This window comes from Phytomonospora endophytica, from assembly GCF_014202425.1.
In the GTDB taxonomy this organism is placed as follows: Bacteria; Actinomycetota; Actinomycetes; order Mycobacteriales; family Micromonosporaceae; genus Phytomonospora; species Phytomonospora endophytica.
This window is the reverse complement of sequence record NZ_JACHGT010000011.1, coordinates 1-24053: the sequence shown is the minus strand read 5'-3', so window position 1 is coordinate 24053 and position 24053 is coordinate 1. Positions and strand designations below refer to the sequence as shown.

General features: G+C 72.3%; 23 protein-coding genes. 11 read left to right on the top strand and 12 right to left on the bottom strand.

Going from position 1 to position 24053, the window contains the following annotated elements:
* Window positions 1-39: 39 nt before the first annotated feature.
* Window positions 40-747 (bottom strand): restriction endonuclease, encoded by a 708-nt coding sequence (locus tag HNR73_RS23875; protein WP_184789841.1) that lies wholly within the window; start codon window positions 745-747, stop codon window positions 40-42.
* Between the two features lie 199 nt (window positions 748-946).
* On the opposite strand from HNR73_RS23875, the gene HNR73_RS23870 reads away from it, so the two are divergent.
* Window positions 947-2737, top strand: coding sequence for an N-6 DNA methylase (locus HNR73_RS23870; RefSeq protein ID WP_184789840.1), 1791 nt, complete (start codon window positions 947-949; stop codon window positions 2735-2737).
* On the opposite strand, the gene HNR73_RS23865 is transcribed toward HNR73_RS23870, so the two are convergent.
* Window positions 2684-3868, bottom strand: coding sequence for an exonuclease domain-containing protein (locus HNR73_RS23865; RefSeq protein WP_184789839.1), 1185 nt, complete (start codon window positions 3866-3868; stop codon window positions 2684-2686). The two genes, HNR73_RS23870 and HNR73_RS23865, sit on opposite strands and share 54 nt — an antisense overlap.
* A 1-nt stretch (window position 3869) precedes the next feature.
* Window positions 3870-4232: an ArsC/Spx/MgsR family protein gene (locus tag HNR73_RS23860; protein WP_184789838.1), complete on the bottom strand. Its 363-nt coding sequence runs from the start codon at window positions 4230-4232 to the stop codon at window positions 3870-3872.
* A 180-nt stretch (window positions 4233-4412) separates the two neighbouring features.
* Here HNR73_RS23860 and HNR73_RS23855 point away from each other — a divergent pair, with 180 nt between their 5' ends.
* The 4 genes from HNR73_RS23855 (at window position 4413) to HNR73_RS23840 (ending at window position 10302) form a co-directional block, all read left to right on the top strand.
* Window positions 4413-5570 (top strand): hypothetical protein, encoded by a 1158-nt coding sequence (locus tag HNR73_RS23855; protein WP_184789837.1) that lies wholly within the window; start codon window positions 4413-4415, stop codon window positions 5568-5570.
* Between the two features lie 9 nt (window positions 5571-5579).
* Window positions 5580-6128, top strand: coding sequence for a redox-sensitive transcriptional activator SoxR (gene soxR, locus HNR73_RS23850; protein ID WP_203686723.1), 549 nt, complete (start codon window positions 5580-5582; stop codon window positions 6126-6128).
* Window positions 6129-6319: 191 nt separating this feature from the next.
* Window positions 6320-9163 carry a DUF8508 domain-containing protein gene (locus HNR73_RS23845; RefSeq protein ID WP_203686725.1) on the top strand — a complete coding sequence of 948 codons (2844 nt, stop codon included), beginning with the start codon at window positions 6320-6322 and terminating at the stop codon, window positions 9161-9163.
* Between the two features lie 83 nt (window positions 9164-9246).
* Entirely contained in the window at window positions 9247-10302 is a 1056-nt protein-coding gene (locus tag HNR73_RS23840; RefSeq protein ID WP_184789836.1) for a WD40 repeat domain-containing protein, read from the top strand.
* Window positions 10303-10346: 44 nt separating this feature from the next.
* On the opposite strand, the gene HNR73_RS23835 is transcribed toward HNR73_RS23840, so the two are convergent.
* Window positions 10347-11777, bottom strand: coding sequence for an FAD-dependent monooxygenase (locus HNR73_RS23835; protein ID WP_184789835.1), 1431 nt, complete (start codon window positions 11775-11777; stop codon window positions 10347-10349).
* A 145-nt stretch (window positions 11778-11922) separates the two neighbouring features.
* Between HNR73_RS23835 and HNR73_RS23830 the strand changes: the two genes are divergently transcribed.
* Window positions 11923-12279, top strand: coding sequence for a YybH family protein (locus tag HNR73_RS23830; protein WP_184789834.1), 357 nt, complete (start codon window positions 11923-11925; stop codon window positions 12277-12279).
* 5 nt (window positions 12280-12284) lie between these two features.
* On the opposite strand, the gene HNR73_RS23825 is transcribed toward HNR73_RS23830, so the two are convergent.
* Window positions 12285-13067, bottom strand: a complete 783-nt coding sequence (locus HNR73_RS23825; protein WP_184789833.1) for a DUF3027 domain-containing protein — start codon at window positions 13065-13067, stop codon at window positions 12285-12287.
* A 35-nt stretch (window positions 13068-13102) separates the two neighbouring features.
* Here HNR73_RS23825 and HNR73_RS23820 point away from each other — a divergent pair, with 35 nt between their 5' ends.
* Genes HNR73_RS23820 through HNR73_RS23810 form a run of 3 tightly spaced genes read left to right on the top strand, consistent with a single transcriptional unit; the run spans window position 13103 to window position 15979 of the window.
* Complete coding sequence (locus tag HNR73_RS23820) at window positions 13103-14590, top strand: MFS transporter (RefSeq protein WP_239122287.1); 1488 nt, start codon at window positions 13103-13105, stop codon at window positions 14588-14590.
* Window positions 14587-15192, top strand: coding sequence for a futalosine hydrolase (locus tag HNR73_RS23815; protein ID WP_184789831.1), 606 nt, complete (start codon window positions 14587-14589; stop codon window positions 15190-15192). The genes HNR73_RS23820 and HNR73_RS23815 overlap by 4 nt, the downstream gene beginning before the upstream one ends.
* Window positions 15185-15979, top strand: coding sequence for a 1,4-dihydroxy-6-naphtoate synthase (locus HNR73_RS23810; RefSeq protein WP_184789830.1), 795 nt, complete (start codon window positions 15185-15187; stop codon window positions 15977-15979). The genes HNR73_RS23815 and HNR73_RS23810 overlap by 8 nt, the downstream gene beginning before the upstream one ends.
* On the opposite strand, the gene HNR73_RS23805 is transcribed toward HNR73_RS23810, so the two are convergent.
* From HNR73_RS23805 to HNR73_RS23795, 3 genes are all read right to left on the bottom strand, one after another.
* Window positions 15976-16875 (bottom strand): NmrA family NAD(P)-binding protein, encoded by a 900-nt coding sequence (locus HNR73_RS23805; protein ID WP_184789829.1) that lies wholly within the window; start codon window positions 16873-16875, stop codon window positions 15976-15978. The genes HNR73_RS23810 and HNR73_RS23805 overlap by 4 nt on opposite strands.
* Window positions 16876-17067: 192 nt before the next feature.
* Complete coding sequence (locus HNR73_RS40840) at window positions 17068-17457, bottom strand: cold-shock protein (RefSeq protein WP_184789828.1); 390 nt, start codon at window positions 17455-17457, stop codon at window positions 17068-17070.
* A gap of 36 nt (window positions 17458-17493) precedes the next feature.
* Window positions 17494-19473 carry a hypothetical protein gene (locus HNR73_RS23795; RefSeq protein WP_184789827.1) on the bottom strand — a complete coding sequence of 660 codons (1980 nt, stop codon included), beginning with the start codon at window positions 19471-19473 and terminating at the stop codon, window positions 17494-17496.
* Window positions 19474-19572: 99 nt separating this feature from the next.
* On the opposite strand from HNR73_RS23795, the gene HNR73_RS23790 reads away from it, so the two are divergent.
* Window positions 19573-19938: an MmcQ/YjbR family DNA-binding protein gene (locus HNR73_RS23790; RefSeq protein WP_184789826.1), complete on the top strand. Its 366-nt coding sequence runs from the start codon at window positions 19573-19575 to the stop codon at window positions 19936-19938.
* 211 nt (window positions 19939-20149) lie between these two features.
* On the opposite strand, the gene HNR73_RS23785 is transcribed toward HNR73_RS23790, so the two are convergent.
* From HNR73_RS23785 to HNR73_RS23770, 4 genes are all read right to left on the bottom strand, one after another.
* Window positions 20150-20533: a VOC family protein gene (locus HNR73_RS23785; RefSeq protein WP_184789825.1), complete on the bottom strand. Its 384-nt coding sequence runs from the start codon at window positions 20531-20533 to the stop codon at window positions 20150-20152.
* Window positions 20534-20596: 63 nt separating this feature from the next.
* Window positions 20597-22024, bottom strand: a complete 1428-nt coding sequence (larE, locus tag HNR73_RS23780) for an ATP-dependent sacrificial sulfur transferase LarE (protein ID WP_203686727.1) — start codon at window positions 22022-22024, stop codon at window positions 20597-20599.
* 376 nt (window positions 22025-22400) lie between these two features.
* The gene (locus HNR73_RS23775; RefSeq protein WP_184789824.1) at window positions 22401-22697 is read right to left on the bottom strand and encodes a DUF1905 domain-containing protein; all 297 of its coding nucleotides are present in this window, start codon (window positions 22695-22697) and stop codon (window positions 22401-22403) included.
* A gap of 19 nt (window positions 22698-22716) precedes the next feature.
* Window positions 22717-23103, bottom strand: coding sequence for a DUF1761 domain-containing protein (locus HNR73_RS23770; protein WP_184789823.1), 387 nt, complete (start codon window positions 23101-23103; stop codon window positions 22717-22719).
* A gap of 70 nt (window positions 23104-23173) precedes the next feature.
* On the opposite strand from HNR73_RS23770, the gene HNR73_RS23765 reads away from it, so the two are divergent.
* Window positions 23174-23884 carry a TetR/AcrR family transcriptional regulator gene (locus HNR73_RS23765; RefSeq protein ID WP_203686729.1) on the top strand — a complete coding sequence of 237 codons (711 nt, stop codon included), beginning with the start codon at window positions 23174-23176 and terminating at the stop codon, window positions 23882-23884.
* Window positions 23885-24053: the final 169 nt, after the last annotated feature.

The following is a 24053-nucleotide window of genomic DNA, read 5'->3' as shown; positions in this document are numbered from 1 at the left end:
ACCGGTCGGTCCCGGACCCACCCCCGGGACCGACCGCCGCTAACCGACCTCGAAGAACGAGTCGTCGACGTCGAGGGTCCGGCGGACGCCGAAGCGGTGCCGGATCATCAGCTCCCCCAGTTCGCCCTGGTCGATCAGGCGCAGGGTCACGCGCCCGGCGACGGCGGCGGCGTAGTCGCGCGCCTCGGGCGTGAAACGGCCCGTCGTCACCACACAGCCCCGCGTCGTCGGCTGCGCGGCCATCTCCCGCGCGAAGTCCTCGACCTCGCGCACTCCCACGGGACGGCCGATCCCGACCTTGCGGCACACCACGAACAACGGATCGGTGTCGTACGGGTCGTGCCAGATCACCCCCTGCACCACGGTGTGGCCGAGGGCGTCGAGCGTCATCCGGTGCCCTTCGGCCGACTGGTAGCCGTCCGCGGCGAGCAGGCCCAGCACGGTGCTGATGAAGAAATCGTGACCGCACTCACGCATCCGCGCCACGAGTCTGGCGCCCAGGTCGACCGGTTCGGCCGCCACGGCCCTTCTGTCGGCGTAACGCGCGTAGCGGCCCGGTTCGCCCGAGGGGCGGGTCCGGTCGCGCCTGCGCCCACTCAACCGGGCCAGCCCGGCACGGAGCCCGGCCTGCCGCTGAGCGTGCGCCGGATCGGGTGAATCGTCGGGATCGGGAATCCGAAACGGCTCGCCATCGCTGATGACGCGCCGCCGCCAGGGGAACCGCGGCTCCCCCGCCAAGGTCGACATGTGATGTCCGGCCTTTCTTCGTGGGTGGCATTTCTCTTCGGCCCGCAGGGGACCGGCTGACCGCCAGCGATCCCTTGTGGACGGTCAAATTAGCACGCTACGGACATGCCGCCGGAGCGATGGTGTCAGCTATGTCAAATCGTCGATATCTTGCAACGGCTAGTACCGTGGCCTGGGCCTTACCGTTGGGAGCAAAGGGATGCCGCACGCGACGATGATCACCGCCGCCGACATCGCGCGCCTGGCGAACGTCACCCGCGCGACCGTCAGCCACTGGCGCAGACGGCACGAGGACTTCCCCGATCCCTCGGGCGGAACGGCCGCCAGCCCCGCCTACGACCGCGAGCAGGTCGTCAGCTGGCTGCGCCGCCGGCGGCGGCTGCCGGCCCTGAGCCGGGCCGAGCAGCTGTGGGCCTCACTGCGCAGGCGCGTCGACCACTCGACGGTGCCGACGCTGGCGGCCCTGCTGCTGCACCTGGAGACCGGTGGGCCGCGTCCCTTTGACGTGGACGAATCCTGGACCGGCCTGGCGGCCGAGGTCGCGCCCGTCGCCGCCGAACGCGGTGCCCGGCGGCTCTTCGCCGAACTGCACGGCCGGATGCTGGCCACCGTCGCGCCCCGCGCGACGCAGACCCCGCCGGAACTGGCCGCGCTGATGGCCGCCGTCGCCGGTCCCCGCCCGGCCGTCCTCGACCCCGCCTGCGGTTCGGGGAACCTCCTCGCCGCCGCGCTCGACGCCGGCGCGGGCCGTGTCCTGGGCCGCGAAAGCGATCCCGGGCTGGCCGCGCTGACCGGTGTCCGGCTCGCCTTCGACGGCGGGCTCGGCGAGATCCACGCGGCCCCCGGCATCGGCGAGGCGCCCGGCGAGCGCGTCGCGGCCTCTGCCGTGGTGTGCCATCCGCCGTTCAAGGAGCGCGCCGCCGTGGCCCGCGGCGCCGATCCGCGCTGGACCTTCGGGCGGCCGCCGCGCAACGAGTCGGAGCTGGCCTGGCTTCAGCACTGCCTGTGGCTGACCGAGCCGGGCGGCCCGGTCGTGGTGCTGTTGCCGCCCGCGGTGGCGTCGCGGCCGAGCGGGCGCGCGATCCGCGCCGAGCTGCTGCGTCGCGGGGCGCTGCGGGCCGTCGTCGGCTTGCCCCCGGGTGCGGCGGCCCCGGCGCATCTGGGGCTGCACCTGTGGATCCTGGTCGCGCCCGGCGCGGACGATGCTCCACAAAGGACGCTGTTCGTGGACGGTTCGGCCTGCGCCGACGGGCGCGAGATCGCCTGGAAACGGCTGTCGGAACTGGTGCTGCCCGCGTGGCGCGAGTTCGCCGCCACCGGCGAGGTGCCCGCCTCCGGGATGCGTCTGGCGGTGGCGTCGTCGGCGTTGCTGGAAGGCGCGGTCGACCTCACGCCGTCCCTGCACGTCTCGCATCAGCCGCTGGGCGCCGAGGTCGTCGCCTCCATGGCCGACGGGCTCGCCGAAGGGCTCGACCAGCGGCTGCGGGCGTTCCGCAAGGACCTGGCGCGCCTGCGTTTCGCCGCCTCCGAGGCGGGTGCCGCCCGCAGCGAGGCGTCCGTGGCGGAACTGGAACAGGACGGCTCCCTGGCGATCCTGCGCGCCGAGGTGCCACAGGTCGGCGACATCGTGCTGCGCGGGGTGGGTGAACGTCGTGAACCGACCGTCATCACCGCCGCCAACGCCGAGGCCGCCGGGTCGCGTTTCGTGCTCCGGCCGGTGCCGGTGCGGCTGGATTCGCTGTTCCTGGCCGGTTTCCTGGGCGGACCGGCGAACAAGGCGCTGCTCGACCGCGGCCCGGCGCTCACCGGAGAGATCGTGCGGCGCCTGACGGTGCCGAGGATCCCGGTCGCCGAGCAGCGCGCCCTCGGCCGGGCCTTCGCGATGCTGCGCGACTTCGCCGAGTCCGCCGAACAGATCACCGCGATGGGCACCGCGCTACGGCGGACCGTCGAGGACGGACTGGCCACCGGCGTGCTCGAACCCGGCTGACATGGCCCGCAGCAGCCCTTCGGCCGACACCACCGGGACGCCGTAGCGGCGGGCCGTGGTCGCCTTGCCGGACATGGAATCGGGGTCGGCGGCGACGACCAGCGCCGTCCGCCGCGACACGTGCCCGGCGACGGTGAGCCCGGCCGCGTCGGCGACCTCGGCCCAGTACTCCTTCGTCTCCGGGAAGGAACCGGTCAGCACCACGATGTCCCCGGGCCGCAGCGCGAAACGCCGCGCCACGGGCGTTCCCGGCGAGGCCGGGACCGACGACAGCCCCAGCAGCCGCGCCCGTTCGGCGAGGTCGGCGCGCCCGACGCCCTCGGCGACCAGACCGCGCAGGTAGGCGCGGTGCAGGCCGAGGACGTGATCGCGGTCGAAACCCTCGGCGGCGGCGATCGCGACGAGCTGGTCGGCCTCCGTGGCCGAGACGCAGCCGTCGAGCAAGGCGATGTCCACCGTGGACAGATACCGTGCCGGATCCCCGGGCGGACCCGTCCGGGCCGCCGGGATCCGCGCGACGAACTCGCCCGGCACGTCCACGAGCGTCCGGTGGCGTTCGGCGACGACGCCGTGCGGCAGGCCGGGCCAGCGCATCGTCGCCGCCGTCGACGCCAGCACCGCCCACGGCGGCGGATCCCCGGCCCGTTCGATGTAGACGCGCAGCAGGGCCGCCGTGGCCAGCGCGTCGTCGAGCGCCTCATGTGGACGGTCGCCGGTAAGGCCGATGGCGGCCCGGCAGGCGGCGAGGCTGCGGGCGTTGCCGGGCAGGTACTCCGCCGCCCACGACATGGTGCACACGCCGTACTCGGGCAGGTGCGGGATCTCCAGACCGAGGCGGGCGTACTCGGCGGTGAGGAGCCGGCCGTCGAAGGTGATGTTGTGCACCACCGGGATCCGGCCGCGCATCCGGATCGCGATGTCCCCGGCGATGTCGGCGAAGAGGGGCGCGCGCCGGGCGTCGGCGGCGCGGACACCGTGCACGTCCTGGCGGCCGAGGTCGCGCTCGGGATTGACCAGGGTGTGCCAGCGATCGGTGATGGCGCCGCGGGAGTCGGCGTGCACGATGGCCACCTCGACGATCCGGTCCCGGTTGTACAGGCCGGTGGTCTCCAGGTCGAGGACGGCGTACACGTCAGGCCTTCTCGACCGCCGCGTCGAGCGCCTCGGGCGTGCGGGCGACCAGCGCGGTGCCGTCGTCGAAGATCAGGATCGGCCGCTGGATGAGACTCGGATGCGCGACCATCGCGGCGATCCAGCGTTCCCGGTCGGCCGCTTCCCGGCCCCACGCGGACAATCCGAGCCCGGCGGCGGCCGCCTCGCCCGTCCGGCAGATGTCCCACGGCTCGGCCCCGAGCCGCCGCAGCACCTCCGTGAGCTCCTCGGCGCTCGGCGGCTCGTCGAGGTAGGGGCGGATACGGTAACCGACGTCGGCGGCGTCCAGCCGGGCGCGCGCACCGGCACATTTGGAGCACGACGGGTTGTTCCACATTTCCATGCCGCGATTATCGCGGTGGGCTATGACGTTCACATCGTGCGCTCGCCGGGTATGCCAAGCTCGAAAGACACGAAGGACCCATATCCGTCTTCCGAAAGGCTGACTCCGGCCCACAAAGGCCCCAAAACGACACACTGATGAGGTTGCATGGCCGAAAGGTCTGCGCCACCGGAGGAGCCAGTGACCCGCGCCCATCTCGATCTCGCCGCCCGGCTGCGCCGGATCGCCCGCCTGGCAAGGGAGGCGGCCGTGCCGCACGCCGAGCGCACCGAACCGGGGGCGGTGCTGGCCTTCGACCGGCTCGTCGGTGCCGCCGACGACGCCGACCGGGCCGCGCGGGTCGTCGGCTCCGGGGCCCGGCGCTGGCACGGGGTCGCCGCGCGCTACGGCGCGATGGCGCTCGCGGCCACGATCGTGGTGCTGCTGCCGTTCGGCGGGGCGCCGGGATGGGTGCGCTGCGCGGCGGCGGTGTTCGCCGGCCTGGCCGCCGGGAGACTCGCCGCGGCGGCGTACCGGAAACTGCGCCGCCGTCGCGGGAACCGGGTCCCGCCACTGCTGTGGACCCGCTCCCCCGAACCGCTGGCCGACCTGCGGACGTCCCTTGTGGACGTCCGCTCTGATCTGCCGGCGAAGACCGCGCGGATCCCCCTGCGCCCGCTCGACCGCGGCGACTCCACCAACGTCGGCGAGCTCCTCGCGCACGCCGAGACCTCGGTGTGCCAGGCGGTCCTGGCCCTCGACGACAAGGACTGGGACACCGGCCGGCACCGTTTCCCCGACAGCGCCGAGCATCACGACCACGAGGGCTGCGCGCTGGCGGTCGCGTCGGGCCGCGTCTCGCGTTCCCTGCGGCCGGTGCTGTGGGCGCTGCTCGCGCTCGACACGACCCGCCAGCAGGTCGCGCACGCCGTCGGGCGGCTGGCCACCGCACGGGACCTGATGCTCCAGTCGGCGACGCGTCTCGACCATCCCCCGCCGCGCGGGTTCAGCCCGGCCGTCCGCGACGTCGTCACCGTCTGCTGCGGGCTCGCGGCGACGGTCGCCGCCTGGTCGGTCACCGGCTCGGCCTTCGCGATCGTGGCGGCCCTGCTGGCCGCGAGCTGTCTCGTCGACGCCGCCACCCGGCGCGCGACCCGCCCGGCCGCCCTCGACCCCGAGACCGCCGAGGACCGCTGCGCCGAACTCGCCGGGGTCATCACCGAACTGGGCGAAGGAGGCGCGACCAGCGCGGCCACGGCCGCGGCGAGACGCAACGCGCAGGTCGCCGCGGACTTCGTGTACGACGCCGTCGTCGACCTGACGACCCTCACGGTTGGGTTCAAGCCGAATCAAGGTTAAGGTTCAGCGGTGTCGCAGATTTCGCCCTCGTGCACCGAACTGACCGTGGGACAGGTCGCCGAACGTTCCGGCCTCGCCGTGTCCGCGCTGCACTTCTATGAGCGCAAGGGTCTCATCGAGTCCCGCCGTACGAGCGGGAACCAGCGCCGCTATCGCCGCGACATCCTCCGCCGTGTCGCCTTCATCCGCGCCTCGCAGCGCCTGGGCATCCCGCTGTCGACGATCCGCGAGGGACTCGCGCTCCTGCCCGACGGCCGCACCCCCACGCAGGGCGACTGGGTGCGCCTCGCCCACGCCTGGCGCACGGTCCTCGACGCGCGCATCGCCGAGATGAACCACATGCGCAACACCCTCGCCGGATGCATCGGCTGCGGCTGCCTGTCCCTCGAACACTGCATGCTCGCCAACCCCGACGACGCCCTCGGCGCCGACGGTGGAACGGGACCGCTGCGGCTGTTCCCGCAGGACGACCGGGACCCGGTCATGGACGAGCGGCTGGCCGTGGCGATCGCGGTGGGCGCCGACGAGAGCGGCGACGACTGCGTGACCTGCCAGTAGGGCCCGCGAAAGCGGCCAACCGTCACCGACCGTGCGGTTACCGGCGCGTCCGCGGCGGCCATCGCGCGGCGTTGGTTCAACGGCCACCGAAAGTTTCCCGCTCGCCTGCCCTCGCGCACGCGGGCCTGATAACTTTCGCGAGGCACAATCACCCCTCGTAAAGCCCATTCGCATCCCCTCAGGAGCATTACGTGCCCCTACCCAGAACCCGTGCGGTGAGCGGCTTCGCCGCCCTCGTACTCGCCGCCGCCATCGCGCCGCTGGCCGCCGCTCCCGCGTGGAGCGCGCCGTCGGCCGACCTCGTCCTCAACGAGGTGTACGGAGGTGGCGGCAACTCCGGCGCCACCTTGACCCAGGACTTCATCGAGCTGACCAACCGCGGCTCGGCGCCGATCAGCCTGTCGGGCTGGTCGGTCCAGTACCACTCGCGCAGCGGCACGGGCACATGGCAGGTCACACCGCTGACCGGCACGCTCGCGCCCGGCGCCTTCTACCTGATCGCCGAGGCGAAGGGAACCGGTGGCACGCAACCGCTTCCGGCGCCCGACGTGACCGGCACGATCCCGATGGGCGGCTCCGACGGCACCGTCGCGCTGGTCAACGGCACCGCGGCGCTCACGTGCACCGACGCCAACTGCGGCACCGTCGCGTCCATCAAGGACCTCGTCGGTTACGGCACGGCCCTGATCCGTGAGGGCAGCCCGGTCGGGGGCGCCTCGGCGACCCAGTCGGTGCAGCGCACCGCCGCGGCCGACACCGACGTCAACGCCACCGACTTCACCGGTGCCGTCCCGACCCCCAAGGCCGCCAACGGTTCCGGCGACCCGGACCCGACCTGCCCGGCCGAGCCCGGCCCGGCGCGGATCCACGACATCCAGGGCGACACCTGGATCTCGCCCTTCGACGACCAGAACGTCACCGACGTCCCGGGCGTCGTCACGGCCGTGCGCGGTGCGAGCGGACGCGGGTTCTGGATCCAGGACGCGCAGCCCGACGCCGACGGCGCCACCAGTGAGGCCGTGTTCGTCTTCGTCGGTTCCGGCGGGGCGCTCAACGTCGCCGTCGGCGACGCGGTGATGGTCTCGGGCAAGGTCCAGGACTTCTACCCGGTGCCCTCCGGTGAGACCTTCCCGAACGTGTCGACGCTGTCGACGACCGAGATCACCAACCCGACGGTCGCGGTCTGCTCGACCGGGAACGCCGTGCCCGCACCGGAACTCATCACGCCCGACACGATCCCGGGCGTCTACGCGCCGGTCTCGGCCAGCGGCAACGTCGAGGACCTCGTCACGGTCGACCCGGCCCGGTCCACTCTGGACTTCTGGGAGAGCCGCGAGGGCATGAGCGTCCAGGTCGACGACGCCCGCGTCGTCGGCGCCGGCAACGACTTCGGCGAGATCTACATCACCGCCAAGCCCGGCGAGTACGCCTCCACGCGCGGCGGCACCGTCAACACCGGCTACGACAAGACCCCCACCGGGCGCATCGTCGTCGTCCCGGTCTCCGGTGACGCGCCCCAGGCCGACGTCGGCGCCGTACTGACCGGTGCGACGAGCGGCCCGGTCGACTACTCGCTGTTCGGCGGATACGGCATCGCGGCCACGACGGTCGGCGGCGTCACGCCCAGCACGAACACCCGTGAGGTCACCACGCCGCAGGCCGAGGACCAGCTGTCGGTGGCGACCTACAACGTCGAGAACCTCGACCCGAAGGACCCGGCCGACAAGTTCGCCACCCTCGCCGAGGGCGTCGTGCACAACCTCGCCTCGCCCGACATCCTCGTCCTGGAAGAGATCCAGGACGACAACGGGACCACCAACGACGGCACCGTCGGCGCCGACCAGACCCTCGCGAAGTTCGCCGCGGCGATCACCGCGGCGGGCGGCCCGGCCTACGACTGGCGCCAGATCAGCCCGGAGGACGGCCAGGACGGCGGCCAGCCCGGCGGCAACATCCGGGTCGGCTTCTTCTTCGACCCCGCGCGGGTGTCCTTCGTGGACCGTCCCGGCGGCGACGCCACGACGCCGGTCACGGTCGGCGCCGACGGCGACGGAACCGCCGCCCTGAGCGTGTCGCCGGGCCGCATCGCGCCCGCCGACGAGGCGTGGACCAGCAGCCGCAAGCCCCTCGCCGGTGAGTTCCTGTTCGGCGGCGAGAAGGTCATCGTCGTCGCCAACCACTTCAACTCCAAGGGCGGCGACCAGAACGCCGACGGCCGCTTCCAGCCGCCGAACCGCACCTCGGAGGTCCAGCGGACCAAGCAGGCCACGCTCGTCAACGCCTTCGTCAAGTCCGTCCTGGACGTCGACGAGGACGCCAACATCGTCGTGGCCGGCGACATCAACGACTACCAGTACAGCCCGGCCCTGGCCGCGCTGACCGACGGCGGCGTCCTGATCGACATGATCAACACGCTGCCCGAGACCGAGCGCTACTCCTACGTCTTCAACGGGCTCTCGCAGACGCTCGACCACATCCTGGTCTCGCCGGCGCTGTCCGATGTGGAGTACGACGTGGTGCACATCAACGCCGAGTTCTCCGTCCAGGCCAGCGACCACGACCCGCAGCTTGTGAAACTGCGGCCCTCGACGCTGCCGAAGTGCACCAGCACGGTGACGGGCGACCACATCGGCGTCCTGAAGGTCACGACCGGGACGGTGTGCCTCGACGGCGCCCGCCAGATCGGTGCGGTCACGGTCGCGCCGGGCGCGAGCCTGCTGGTGTCGGACTCGACGCTGATCGGGGCCGTGCAGGTCAACGGGGCGGCGTACACGCGGCTCTGCGGCTCGACGGTGCTCGGCGCGCTGTCGGTGCGCGGCGCCACCGGGCCGGTCGTGATCGGCGACGGCGGCGACTGCGCCGCCAACACGATCACCGGCGCGATCTCGCTGTCGGCCAACACCGGTGGCGTGACCATCGGCGGCAACCGGATCACCGGGCTGCTGTCCTGCACCGGCAACGACCCCGCGCCGGGCAACGACGGCACGGCCAACCGGGTCATCGGGCGCGCCTCCGGGCAGTGTGCGGGACTGTAAACGACACAAGGGATCAAAGGCCCCGTCCGGTGGAAACCGGGCGGGGCCTTCCCCTTTGGGGCAAGATCGGGCTAGCCTGCGGCATGTCCGATCCACGACTGCTGTCGCAGATCTCGCTTCCCGAGCGCGCATATGACACCGTCGGCGCCTTCGCGACGCCGGCCGGACCCCTGGTCCTCGGCAAGTTCCACGACGGGCCGGTGTGGGCCTGGGATCCGCAGAACTCCGAACTGCGCGTGACCCTGTTGCGGCACGAGGGTTTCGACGCGCATCTCGCCGACTACCTCGGTGAGGAGGACCTCGCCACCGTGCTGGCCTTCGCCTGGCATGACGGGCGCGCGCTGATGCTGGCCGGTTCGAAGCACGACGATCCCGACGAACACGTCCACGACGACGGAGCCGAGTGCTTCGACTCCTCCGACGAGGATCTGGAGATGCCCGCCGGGGGCGCGGTCCGGCTCTACGACGCGCTGACCGGCGAGCTCGTGCGCGGGCCTTTCGCCGCGCACGACTGGGATCTGTGGTCGGTGGCGCTGCTGTCGACGCCCGGCGGGCTGGTCGGCCTGTCCGGCGGCGGGGACGGCTGCCGCCTCGTCATCGCCTGGGATCTCGACAAGGGCGCGATGATGGGCGAACCCTTCGAAGGCCACGAGGACGGCGTCTCCGGCGCCTCACTGTCCCTTGTAGACGGCCGGGTGATCGGTGCGACCGGGAGCCACGACTCCGGCGTGCGGGTCTGGGACGTACGCGCGACCGGTCAGCTCGGGGAGCCCTGGGCCCTGCCCGGACAGGTACGCGTCACCCTCGTCACGACCGTCGCCGGACGGGCGGTCATCGCGGCGGGCGGCGACTTCGACGGGATACACCTGCGCGACCTCGACACCGGTGAGGCCCTGCCGCCGATCGCCGGGCCGCCCGCCCGCGCGCTCGCCGTACTGGAGCACGACGGGCGGTCCCTGATCGCCGGCATCGGCGACGACGACGTCGCCCGGATCTGGGACCCCGCCGACGGTTCCGAGGCCGCCGCGCCGATCCCCTGCCACGGCGACATGCTCGCGACCACCGACGTCGACGGCCGCGCCCTGGTGGTCGTGTCCGGCGGTGAAGGCGTCGTCCAGGCCTGGGATCCCTTCGCCTGACAAACGAGGACGCGACCGCCGGGGCGGTCGCGTCCGGTGTCGGGCTAGGCCGTGAGCCCGGCGGCGGCGAGGGCCGCGTCGATCTGCGCGGAGCTCGCGTCCCTGCCCGCCCAGGCGATGTAGCCGTCGGGGCGCACGAGCAGCGTGGTGTCGCCGGGTTCGGCGGCCACACCGGTCTCGAAACGTCCGTCCACCGTGGCCTTCGCGCCCTCACCCGGGATCAGCACGTGCCGCCCCGCGCGCAGGAGCTCGTAGAGCCGCCCGCCCACGAGCGGGACGTCGGCGGCGCGCTCACCGGCCGGGCGGTGCGCGCCTTTCGGCGCGTCGTAGGCGATCCCGACGCCCGACAGCATCCCGGTGGCGCGCCTGGCGACCGCCGGGAGGCTCATCGCGGTCTTCACGAGGACGTTGCGCAGTCCACGGGCCGCGTTGGATCCCAGCAGCGCCATGCGAAGCAGCGTGCCACTGGTCTTCAAGACCGTCCGGCCGACCGGGTGGCGTTCGGCGTTGTAGGTGTCGAGCAGCCCTTCGGGCGCCCAGCCCTGGACGGCGGCGGCGAGCTTCCAGCCGAGGTTGGCGGCGTCCTGAATGCCGGTGTTCATGCCCTGACCGCCCGCCGGGGAGTGCACGTGGGCGGCGTCGCCGGCGAGGAAGACACGGCCGACGCGGTAGCGCTCGACCTGACGCTCGTCGCTGTGGAAACGCGAGGTCCATCGTGGACTGTGCATGCCGTGGTCGGTGCCCAGCAGCGTGACCATGAGGGCCCGCAGCTCCTCCAGGTCGACCGGAGCCGAATCGGGCAGCTGACGGTCGCGGTCCCAGGCGATGATCCGGTACCAGCCGTCGCCGAAGGGCGCGGTGAAGACGAAGCCCGCCGGGCCGCTGTCGGCGGTCAGGAGGTGCTCGGGCGGTTCGGTCATCCGGACGTCGGCGAGCACGACCGACAGGACCGCCGACTCGCCCGGGAAGGACAGGCCGAGCGCCTCGCGGACGGCGCTGCGGTGGCCGTCGGTGCCGACGACGTACGACGCCTGGTGGGTCGCGACCGCTCCGGCGTCGTCGACGGTGTCGACCTCGGCGCCGGTGTCGTCCTGGCGGACGCCGGTGACCTTGAGGCCGCGGGTGATCACGGCACCGGCGGCCAGCGCACGGCGTTCGAGGACCTGCTCGGTCGCGTACTGCGGCGCCACGAGGAGGAACGGGAAGCGGGTGGGGAGCTCGCCGAGGTCGAGGGCGACCGAGCCGAACAGGCGCAGGGACGCGAGCGGGCGGCCCGCCGCGACGAGCTCGTCGGCGACGCCGCGCGCGTCGAGCTCTTCGAGGGTGCGGGCGTGGACGGCGAACGCGCGGGTCAGGTTCGACTCGGTGGTCCGGCGCTCGATGACGGTGACGCCGACACCCGCCGCCGCGAGATCCCCGGCGAGGAGGAGGCCGGTCGGGCCGGCGCCGATGACGAGTACGTCGGTGGTGGTCATGGCGGACTCCCTTGGATCTTGGTCAACTAGTGTTGGCCAACGCTTGTTGACTTAAGTGAAGCACTGCGGCCCGGCTATGTCAACACGCGTTGGCGCCCTGTCCGGCGCATCACAGTGGACGGGCGCGGAATGCGATGATCGGCCCATGACCGCACCAGAGAAGGCCCGCACCCCCGAGGATCTCGCCCGCCTGTGGTTCGAGCACGCCACCGCGCGCGACGCCGACGGCCTCGCCTCGCTCTACGAGGCCGCCGCGGTCCTCGAACTCCCCGGCGGCGAACTCGCCGGCGGGCGTGCGGCGATCCGGGCGTACTACGCCGGCTTCCTGGCGAGCGAACCCGCACTCGTGCGCGGACGCACCCGCAAAGCCGTGCGCAAAGGAAACCTCGCCCTGACGTCCACACGCCTCGAAGGCGGCACGGTGTCGGCCGAAGTGGCCCGGCGGCAGCCCGACGGCGCCTGGCTGTGGGTCCTGGACGCGCCCGACCTCACCACCGGGTAAAAGGGCTACTCCCCTTCGAGGGACTCCACGGCGTTGTCGTCGTACACCGTCTCCAGGTGATCGACGGGCCCCTCGGCCGCGACGAGCACCTCCGAGTGGGCGCCACAACCGTGGTCGGCCGACACGGCACGCGCGTCATCGGCGGCGTACAGGTTCCCGCACACCCCGAAGGCCTGCCGCAGCGAACCCGCCAGCGGCAGGAAGAAACCGCACGTCCCGCAGCGGGCGTCGGCCGGAGCGCTCGTCGAGATCTCCGCCTCCGGTCCCGAATCGCCCTCGTACCAACGCTGAGCGGTCTCCATCCGGCCCTCGCGGTTCATCACCCGCGTACGCCCGACCCCCAGCTCGAAGGCCAGGTCCTCGACACCGTCATCGTCGGAGAACGTGTAAGCCGGCATCAACCGGTCGTCGTCGGGAGCCGTCGGAAGCAGATCCCCGGCACCCACGTCACCCGGCGCCAGCCGCTCCGACCACGGCACCCACACCGGCGCGCTGATCGCGTCGTGCCCCGGCAACAGCGCCGTCTCGCACACCGTCACCTTGCGGGCCCGCGGAGCACGCGTGACCACGACCGCCCAGTGCCAGCCCTTGTACCCGGGCAACTCGCACTCGAAGAGATGCGTGACGAGCCGGTCGCCCTCGTTCACCGCCTCGACGTAATCGCCGACGCCCTCGGCGCCGGTCTCGTCGAGCGCCTCACGGGCGACGTCGACGGCGTCGGCACAGGTGCGGTCGAGCCGGGCGCGGCGAGTCGCGATGCTGGTGGTCACCAGCCTATTGTTGCTCACGGTTCGTGGTCGCCGGGAACGGGGATGATAGGGCTGTGCGCCGACTCATCGTCACGCTCTTCCGCGCCGTCCGGGCACTCGCCCGCGGCGCGCTCGCCGTCGCGCGCGGCATCGGCGGTTTCGCCCGCCGCCAGGTCGGCTCCGCCCGGGAGAAGGGCGGTGGCGGCGAGACGGGCATGATGCGCCTGCTCGACCTCCACGCCGCCTCCTGCGCCGGGGACACCCTGGTCGCCGTCGGTCTCGCCGGGACGATCTTCTTCAACGTCCCCATCGACGAGGCCCGCGGGCAGGTCGCGCTCTACCTCCTGGTCACCATGGCGCCCTTCGCGCTCCTCGCGCCGCTCGTCGGCCCGGTCCTCGACCGCGTCCGCCACGGCCGCCGCTACGCCCTCGCCGCCACCATGCTCGGCCGCGCGTTCCTCGTCTGGATCGCCTCCGACAACCTCGACGGTCTCGGCCTCTACCCCGCCGCCTTCGGCATCCTCCTGCTGTCGCGCTCCTACGGGGTCGCTCGCAGCGCGGCCATCCCCCGCCTGCTGCCCGAAGGCCTCAGCCTCGTCGAGGCGGGCGCGCGGGCGTCCCTCTACGGAACCGTCGCCGGAGCCATCGCGCTCCCCATCGGCCTTCTCACGGCCCTTGCCGGGCCCGCCTGGACTCTGCGCGCCGCCGCCGTCGTCTTCCTCGTCGGCATGGTGTGGGCGCTGCGCCTCCCGCCCCGCACCGACTCCCAGCCGCCGGAGACGCCCCCGCGCCTCTTCCGGCTCCCCGGCCGCCGCGACACCCGCGTGCTCAGCGGGAAACTCGTCTGGGCGAGCCTCCTCGGCTCCGGCGCGCTGCGCTTCGGCTACGGCTTCCTCACCCTCTACCTCGCCTTCCGCAGCCGCGCCGGCGACTTCCCCGTCCCCGTCAAGCTCCCGCAGCAACTCGCCCTCGGCGTCGTCGCCGCCTCCCTCGGGCTCGGCACCTTCGCCGCGACCGCCGCGTTCACGCGCATCAGCATCCGGCGGCCCCTGCGCATCCAGACGATCGCGCTGGCCGCCACGACGGTCGTCGCGGTCGCCGCGGGCACCGTCTACAACCTCGGGACCGTCGCCGTCCTGTGCGTGGTCACCGCGACGGCGTCGGGCGCGGCGAAACTGGCCGTCGACGCCGTCATCCAGGAACGCGTCCGCCCCGAGGTGCGCGCCTCGGCCTTCGCGCACTCCGAGACGCTGCTGATCCTGGCGTGGGTCGCCGGGGGCGGCGTCGGGATCATCCCGTTCAACGGGCCGCTCGGCCTGGCCGTCCTGGCGCTGGTCGTCCTCGTCGCGACCGTCCGCACCTACCTCAGCGCCCGCGGTCTGCGCTCGGAGCGCCTGACCGGCACCGATCCGCACCTCGCCGAAGACGACAACGAGGAACCACCCACCGTCACGATCCCCGAACCGTTCGCCACGGGCGGCGAGAACGACGCCCCCGCCGGTTACCACCTGTACCGACCCGGCAAGCGGTCTCGGGCGGAGGACTACCCTGACAACCCGTGACTCTCCTCATCGTTACGGCGGTCGACGCCGAACGCGACGCGGTGCGCGCGGGACTCAAGGACAACGCCGACATTTCGGTCCAGACCATCGGTCTGGGTCCAGCGCAGGCCGCCGCGGCGACCGCACTACTCCTCTCCAAGGGCAATTACCGGGGCGTCGTCAGCGCGGGCATCGCCGGCGCCTTCGCCGGGCGCGCCGAGATCGGCGACACGGTCGTCGCGACGCGCGCCATCGCCGCCGACCTGGGCGCGCAGAGCCCGCGCGGGTGGCTGCCGGTGGTCTCCCTCGGCTTCGGCGGGGTCTCCTCGATCAGCGCCGACGCCTCCATCACCGCCGACATCGAGGGGCGCCGTGGCGCCGTCCTCACCCTCGCGACCGTCACCGGCACCCAGGAGACCGCCGAGGAACTCTCGGGCCGGTATCCCGACGCCCACGCCGAGGCCATGGAGGGCTTCGGGGTGGCCACCGCCGCGAAGCTGTGCGGGGTGCCCTTCGCCGAGATCCGCACGATCTCCAACATCGTCGGCCCGCGCGACAAGGACGGCTGGCGCCTGCAGGACGCCTTCGCCGCGCTGACGAAGGCGGTCGGCGGCCTTGCTTAAGCTCGCCTACTCCCCCTGTCCCAACGACACCTTCACGTTCCACGCCTGGACGCACGGTCTCGTCGACGGCCCGCCCGTCGACGTGACCTACGCCGACGTCGACGTCACCAACCACGCCGCCGAGCGCGGCGAGTTCGACGTCGTGAAGGTCTCCTACGCGGCCCTGCCGTGGCTGCTCGACGACTACGAGCTGCTGCCGTGCGGCGGGGCGCTCGGGCGCGGCTGCGGGCCGCTGGTGCTCACCGCGGGCCGCACCGAGCTCGACGGCGCCGTCGTCGCCGTCCCGGGCGAACGGACGACGGCCTACCTGCTGTTCCGGCTGTGGCTGGACGGCGTGAAGCCGGGGCGGATCGAGGTCGTGCCGTTCCACGAGATCATGCCCGGCGTGCGCGACGGGCGTTTCGACGCCGGGCTCGTGATCCACGAGGCGCGGTTCACGTACCAGGACTACGGGCTGACCTCGCTGGCCGATCTCGGCGAGTGGTGGGAGGGCGAGACGGGCACGCCGATCCCGCTGGGCGCGATCCTCGCGCGCAAGGGGCTCGACACGGCCGCGCTGGCCGAGACGATCCGGGCGTCGGTGCGATACGCGTGGGCGCATCCGGAGGCGTCGAAGGACTATGTCGTCGAGCACGCGCAGGAGATGGCCGAAGACGTCGTCGCGCAGCACATCGGCCTCTACGTGAACACGTTCACCGAGGATCTGGGCGACGAGGGCTACGCGGCGGTGCGGACCCTGCTGGGTCGCGCGGCCGAGCTGGGACTGGTGCCGAAGGCGGAGGTCTAGGGGCCTTCCTTCGGGGTGGCGCGCGCGGCCAGCGCGGGCAGCAGTTCCTCGTGGCACCACGCGGCGAGGCTGGTCGGCGTGGTGGTCCGCGCCGTGCGCTCCTGCTCGGGTGTGAAACCGTCGCGCAGGCCGGTCGACATGCCCATGATCCCGTCGGCGAAGCCGGGCGGCAGGCCGGCGCCGGTGAGGCGTTCGCGCATGACGCCGTCGGGGATCCGTGCGACGCCGACCTCGCGGCCGGTGACCTCCGTGACGACGCGGGCGGCCTGTTCCCAGGTCAGGTCGGCGGGGCCGTGGACGGCCTGGACGACACGGCCGGACCAGCCTGGGTTGAGCAGGCGCCCGACGGCGACCTCGGCGATGTCGCGTGGCGCGACCCAGCCCATGGGCTGATCGACGGGGAGGATCACCTCGATCGTCCCGGCGCGGATCGCGTCGAGTTCGAGCATGAGGTTGGTGAAGAAGAAGCCGCAGCGCAGGTGCGCGACGTCCGCGCCGGTCGCGTCGAGAAGTTCCTCGGTGCGGGCGAGGCCGTCGATCTCGCCGGCGCCGGTGCGCTTCTCGGCGCCGACGCTGCTCTGGAAGACGACGCGGCCGATGCCGTTGGCCGCGACCGCCTCGGCGGCGACGGCCCCGAAGCGGGCGTAGGCGGCGACGGGGTCGGGATCCACCGACGGCGGGTCGACCCAGTAGAGGGCGTCGACGTCCTTCGTGGCCGCGACGACGGCGGACCGGTCGGACTGGTCGACGGCGACGGCCTCGACGTAATCGGCGAGGGACGCATCGAGCTTCGCCGGATCGCGTACGAGGACGCGCGGCCGGGTTCCCGCGCGCACGAGGCTCGCGAGGACGTGGCGGCCGACGTTGCCGGTAGGGGTGGTGACGGCGACGCGCATGGCGGGTCCTCCCTGTCGGCGGCGGTGATCCCAGCCTAGGGAGAAAGCGGGACGAATCGCGGCACTCTTGAGGAACCGGGCCTCACCGCGCGCGCTCATGGCGGCATGCCCGTGCCCGCCCCGGCCGAGTGCCCCCCGGTGCGGGAACGCCGCCGCACCCTTGGGCGACGCGGCGGCGGTCCGAAGCGACGGCTAGACCTCCAGCTCGCGCGCCACCGCGTGGACGACCTCGGCGATCTTGGCCGTGGCACGGCGGTCGGGGTGGCGGCCGCGGCGCAGGGAGGGCAGCACCTTCATTTCGAGGACCTTGATCATGTCCTCGATGAGGCTGTTGAGATCCTCCGGGGAGCGGCGGGTCGCCGCCGCCACCGAGGGGGGCGCCTCAAGGATCTTCACGGTCATGGCCTGCACACCCCGGCGGGTGTCCATGACGCCGAAGTCGAGCTTCTGCCCGGGGGTCAGCGCCTCGACGCCGTCCGGGAGCGCGGCCTTGTGCACGAAGACGTCGCCGTCCCCGTCATCGCGGGAGATGAATCCGAAACCTTTTTCGGTGTCGTACCACTTGACTCGACCCGTGGGCACCGCTGACCTCAGCTCGTAGACGCAACACTTACCCGCCTAGGCTAGCTGCATCTCCGGGAGGTACTCCACTCGAAGCTTCAGGTTCGGATTGGCCAGCGAGAACTCCGCCAGTTCGGCCGCGACGGCCTGGTTCCCGACGATCACCTGCAGCGGGTACTCGGTCGCGCGGATGGCGTCCTTGAGGGCGTTGAGGGCGTCCGCGGCGGGGCCGGTGACGCGCCCGTCGGCGTCCAGCGCGGGGTTTCCCAGCCCGTCGATGTCGTCGACGAGCTCCATCGGCGGCGTGATCGTGCCGGTGTCGCGGTTGAGGACCCCGACGAACATCGTGACGTGCCGGTTGAAGTGCCCGTCGTCGTTGTAGACGACCAGGCTCGGCGACCCGTCGATCAGGTCGCTCTCCACGAGGGCCTTGGTCGCGTCGTCGAAGGGCGACTGCACCTTCCGCGAGGTCCAGCCCTGCGCCCAGGTCGTGTTCGGGCCGGGGTGGAAGGTTGGCCAGGCGGTGAAGATCTTGTCGGTCGCCGAGGGGAGCATGCCCGCCGCGACGACCATGATGACCAGCGCGGCCAGGGCGGGAACGCCCTCTTCCAGCCGCCGCGAACCGAGTCCGCGCCAGGGCTTGAGGAACAGCGCGACCGCGCCGACGCCGACGAGCGCCAGCACGTAGACGACGTGGATCAGCTTCTCCAGGTAGTACCTGGTCTCGCCGAAGGCCGCGAGCTGCTGCACCGCGAAGGCCATGACGATGCCGAGCCCGATGACGATGGTGACCGCCGCGATCGGCCAGACCGCGACGCGGCGGCCGGTCCGGCTGAGCATCGCGGCGACGACGACGAGGCCCAGCGCGGCGACCGTGCCGCGGTCGAAGGGGACGATCCCGCCGATCTCGTTGGTGTGACTCGGGCCGAGCCCGACGAGGAGCTGCTGCCAGAACACGAAGGAGGCCGCGGCCCCGGCGACGACGATCGCGCCGACGGTGTACTTCCAGATCGGCGCGAGGCGTTTGCGGTAGGCGATGACCGCCGCGACGGCAGCCGCGGGCAGGAACAGCGCGAACAGGTTGTAGGTGATCACCGTCGCGGCCGCCAGGAGCGTCACCGTGGTGATCCACTCGTAGGCCGACGGGGGCGGCCGCAGCAGCAGCGCGAAGGTCACCGCGAGGAGGGCGAGGCCGATGATCTCGGAGTCGTAGCCCTGCCAGAACAGGGTCGTCAGGGGCCCGGACACGACGACGACGCCGACGAACGCGCAGACCAGCGCGCGGCGCCAGCCGGCGACGGTCGGGCCCGCCGCCCAGCGCGTCGCCCACACGAGGGTCGCGCAGAGCAGGCCGAAACCGATCGCGGTGTAGCCGTAGTAGTTCCAGAACTGGACCTCGGTGTCACCGGGGGCGCTGGAGCTGCGCAGGAAGTTGTCGACCGCCGCGTAGAGGAAGTGCGCGCCGGGCGGGTAGACGTCCATGTCGGCGGTGATGCGGGTGACCTCGGGCTCGTTGAAGACCGGGTAGCCGCCGAAGTAGCCGATGGCGTCGAAGAGCGAGAAGTGCCGGAACATGTCCTCGCGGGCCGAGGTGTAGCGCAGGGAGGTCTCGAAGTCACGGCCGAGGACGGGCCAGCGGGCCATGAGGCCGCCGACGACGGCCGCGGAGGCGATGAGGAGGTCGCTGCCGAGGAGCCGCGTCGGAACGCTGGGGCGGCGGTCGGTGAAGAACGCGATGGCGAGCAGGCCGGTGAACCAGGTGCCCGCGATCGGGACCGGCGACAGGCCCCACGGCCACGCCGAGTAGGCGAGGCCGAAGACGATGATGCCGCCGAGGGTGATGAACAGCGAGATCATCAGCCGGTCGACAAGCGAGCGGCCCGCGCGGATGACGCAGGCGACGGCGCCGACCATGAGCGGCAGGAGCAGCCAGTCGAGCGAGATCAGGTGCGTGACGACGGGCACGGCCCACGCGGCGGCCAGGAGGCCGAGGGCGGGCACGAGTCGTCCGCGTTGGTAGCGCGCGGTACCGGTCACAAGCCCACCTCTCCTCCAGCGCATCAGGTTACGTGGCGGGCCGGGCGGGGTCGTGAGAAGGCTCCGCCGAGCGTCGGAGGGCGGTGCGACACTGCGGTGATGACGACCGAGAGCGAGTGGCGGGCCGCCGCCGAGTCGCTGCCCGAGGTGACCGAGAGGCCCGCGTGGGGCATGACGTGTTACCGGGTGAGGGACAAGATCTTCACCTCGATGGACCCCGACGAGCCGGAGACCGTCGGCGTCGCCGTGGACAAGGGCGAGCGGGCGGCACTGCTGGCGGGCGAGCCGGAGAAGTACTTCGTCAAGGAGGGACACGACGACAACTACCACTGGATGCGCGTGCGCCTGACGGAGGTCGGGGCGGAGGAGTTGCGGGAGGTGCTGGAGGACGCGTGGCGGCTGAAGGCGCCGAAGCGGGTGGTGCGAACGTGGGAGGAAGGGCGGGAGGGTGCCGTGGGGGGTTGAGGCGGCGGGCTTGGGGCAGCGCACGTTTCAGCGCGCCGCGACCTCTCGCGTTCGTGCCCCGCGCTCGCAGGCACGCCGGGGGTGAGGCCCGTGGCGGGGGCGCGAGCCATCGCCCGCCCCCAAGGGGCCCCAAAAATCACGATACGGGCGAGGTGCGACGTTTTCCGCGAGCGTGCTCGGCCGCCGGTCGCTCGCCGCCGAGCCCTCTCCCCTAATACCCCTGCCCCTCCGACAGGCAGATCATGTTCCCCTCGGAGTCGTGCAGCCAGGCCGCCTTCGCGTCCCCCTCGGTGAAGATGCTGTTCCGCGTCGTGAAGCCCGGCAGGTCGTAGTCCTCGAACTCGACCCCGTTCGCCTTGAGGCCGTTGACCTCCGCTTCGAGGTCCTCGACGTCGAAGGAGACCTGCGTGTGGTCTCCGCTCGCGCGGCCCGTCGACGGGAACAGGCACACCTTCGTGCCGCCGTCGAGTTCGTAGACGAGACCGCTCGCGTCCTCCGCGGTCGGCTTGAGGCCGAGGTTCTCGGCGTACCAGCTCTTGGCCCGCTCCAGGTCGCCCGCCGGGAGCGTGGTGACACTTCGCTTGATCGTGGGCATGACGATCACCGCCCGTATTTCCGTTGATTCTGCCTCAATAGCGACAATACGCCGAGCTGTCGCCTACCGGAACCGCTCCGGCTCGGCGAGCATCTCGTTCATCGCCCCGGACCGGAAACCGCGCGCGTCGACCGTCACCGCCGGGAACCCGGCTCCCTCGACGGCGGCGAGCAGCTCCGGTGTCAACGCGGCGATGTGCTCGGCGTCGACCTCGACCTTCGCGCCCTCGTCGCCGAGGTCGCGGACGCGCAGGTTGCGCACCGGCACACCGGCCGCGTGCAGGGCGGCGCGCAGCGCCGACTCGGCGTGCTCGACGCGCGCGAGCCGCGTCGGGGTGATGCCGATGCCGTAGGCGACGCGGCTCGACAGGCAGGCCGCCGCGGGCTTGTCCCATGTGGACAGTCCCCAGTCCCTCGACAGCGCGCGGATCTGCGTCTTGGTCAGCCCGGCGTCGCGCAGGGGCGTCGCGGCGCCCCGCTCGCTCGCCGCGCGGATGCCCGGACGGAACCCGGCGACGGCGTCGTCGGCGTTCGTACCCGTCGCGACGGCGTCGACCCCCAGGGCCGCGGCCAGCGGCCCCAGGGTGTCGAGAAGCTCCGCTTTGCAGAAGTAGCAACGGTCACCGGCGTTGGCGCGGTAACCGGCGCGGGCCATCTCGTCGGTCTCCGGGGTCTCGTGCCGCACGCCGAGCCCGGCGGCGAAGGCGCGGGCGGCGTCCAGTTCCGCCGACGGCAGGCTCGGCGAGATCGCGGTCGCCGCGATCACCCGGCCGGGGCCGAGCACGCGCGCGGCGGCGGCGAGGAGGAACGCCGAGTCGGCGCCGCCGGAGAAGGCGACCATCAGCGACCCGTACGACTTCAGTCCCGCCGTAAGGGTTTCCATGCGCTGCCGCGTCAGGTGGGATTCGAGCCAGGCGGGGAAGTCCACAAGGGACGGCAGGACGACGTCTGCCGCCGCCAGCGTCGTCTCGTCGTCGTTGCCCGTGAGGACGCCGACGCCGACGCCGCCCGCGGAATGCGCGGCGGCGATGTCGGCGGGGTGGTCTCCGATGTAGACGGTGATGCCGCGCTCGCGCATCGCGACGGCCTTCTGCTCGGCCCAGACCCAGCCGATGATCTCGTCGACCTCCAGCCCGGCGTGCTCGATGTGCCGGGTGGCGTCGTGGCCGTTCTTACCGGTGAGGACGTAGACCTTGCCGTGGTTGCGGCGGATCGCCGCGATCGCCTCCCGCACCCCCGGCAGCAGCGGCGAGACCGCGAGGCCGTGGTGGCGGTAGATGCGGCGGTAGTGCGCGACGTAGTCGTCGATCTCGCCGGCCGGCACGTACGGCGCGATGAGGTCCTGGATCGGCGGGCCGATCTGGGAGACGATGCGATCGACGTCGATGAAGGTGCCGCTCTCGGCCGACACCGCCCGCCACGTGGCGCCGATCCCGGGCCGCGTGTCGAAGAGGGTCAGATCCAGGTCGAAGCCCACCGCGAGTTCCGTCACGGAACCGAGGGTACGCACCTGTTGATCGAGGCGGCCAGCACGCGCGTGCGGGGGCCGAAGCCCCCGCCGCGTCACCCCGGCCCCTTCAGGAGGTGCCCCCGACGTCGGGAGCTGCCCAGAACCGCCCTGAACATGGGTTGGGGCGGGCGCCGGATGTAGGGAGGTCGTCAGTCTCTCGCCCCATCGCCCCTCGTCGACTTGAAACGAGAACACTCCGACTCACCCGGCGCCCGCCCCGATCAGTGTCGCCGCGAGGCGTAGTTCGAATATGCCGACGGGCGCTGTGACCGGGCTGAGACGAACCTGGGACTCGGCTGGGAGCAGGCGGATGACCTGGAGGCGGGCCCGATGGGGAGTGACGGGAGACACGGCTTCTTCACCCGAGGCGCTCTTCGAGGTGGACGGCGACGGTGTCGCCGGCGTGCTTGCCGATCGCGGTCCGGAGTTCGGCGTTGACCGGGAGCTTGTGCGTGCCGTCGCCGAGGGCCATGAAGGAGGTGGTGAACGGTTCACCGTCGACGGTTCCGGACACCTTCACCCGGCCCCGGGTGCCGAAGAAGTCGGCCGAGCCGTCCATGACGACGTAGGTCCAGCCGCCTTTCGCCGGGCTTTGCAGAAGAGTCGCGGTGAAGGTGTGGTCGAGGGGGCCGGTGGGGTGCGCTGAGGTGTTCATGACGCGGTCCTTTCGGGGATCAGTTGACGGCGCCGACGATGGCGGCGATGAGCAGGAGTTTGAGCAGCCAGTCGCCGGCGTGCATGGCGGCGGTGAACGGGGCCGCCTTCTCCCAGGCGACCGAGCCGGTGAGGATCGCGACGGGGAAGCCGACCCAGAGCAGGAGTGCGAGCGGGAGGGCGTCCGGGAGGGAGAGACGGCCGGCTTCGGAGGCGATCCAGGCGAAGACGGCGGCGACGGCCGCGGTGCGGACGATCTCGGCGACGATCTTCACGGGGGTGGGGCGGCCTCGGTCCAGGGCCTTGCCGCCAAGGGCCTTCCGCTCGACGGGGGCGAGGAGGGCGTAGTAGACGCTGCTGAGGATGAAGGCCGCGATCGCGGCGAGGGTGATGCCTAGGGCGAGCATGTGGGCTCCTTTTTAGTACGTGGCAGTACTATAACCCTGCGAGTTGAGTACTGTCCAGTACTATTAGGGGATGTCGCAGAATTCGGTTCCCGGCTCCGCTCCGGGCCCTACCTCAGCTTCCGCGGTTTCTGCGGCTCCCGCGGCTTCCGCCTCGTCCGGGCGGACGCGTGGGCGGCCCGGCGGGAGCAGCGGGGCCGAACTCCTCGCCATCGCTCGGGAAGTGTTCCTGAGCAGCGGGTATCCGGGCGCGACGATGGACGCCGTTGCCGCCGGGGCGCGCATTTCCAAGCAGACGCTCTATCGGCGGTACGCGTCGAAAGACCTGCTGTACGCGGCCGTGGTTCGCGACTGGGTCGACAAGGGGCACGACGTCATGCGGCCGCATGTGCGGGCCCTGCTCGACGCGGAGGATGTGGCGGAAGGGCTGTACCGGCTGGCGCGGGTCATGCAGGCGGGGATTCTCAGTGCGCCGGTGCGGCAGATGCGGACGCTGGTCGCGACGGAGGCCGAGCGGTTTCCCGAGGTCGCGGCCGACTATCTGGACCGGAGCTGGCGGCGGAACCAGGAGCTGCTCGCCGACGCGTTGCGGGAACTGATGGTGCGCGGGGTGCTTCGGATCGGCGACGCCGACGTGGCCGCGGAGCAGTTGACGTGGTTGGCGGTCGCGGCGCCGTTGAACCGGTTGACGCTCGGGGCGGAGGCCGAGGAGGAGCGGGAGCTGGAGGGGGTTGCGGCGGAGGCGGTGGGGACGTTTTTGGGGAGGTTTGGGGGCGGGGGGTGATGGGGGGTTTGGGGGTTTGGGGGTTTCACCGGAGCGTCTGGTTCCTTGGGGGCGGGTTCACCCGCTCCACCGGGACCCCTGCGTCTTTGAGATCGGGGGCGTTGCGGGGGGGGGGGGGGGGCGGGGGCGGGGGGGGGGGCGGCCCCCCCCCCCCCCCCCCCCCCCCCCC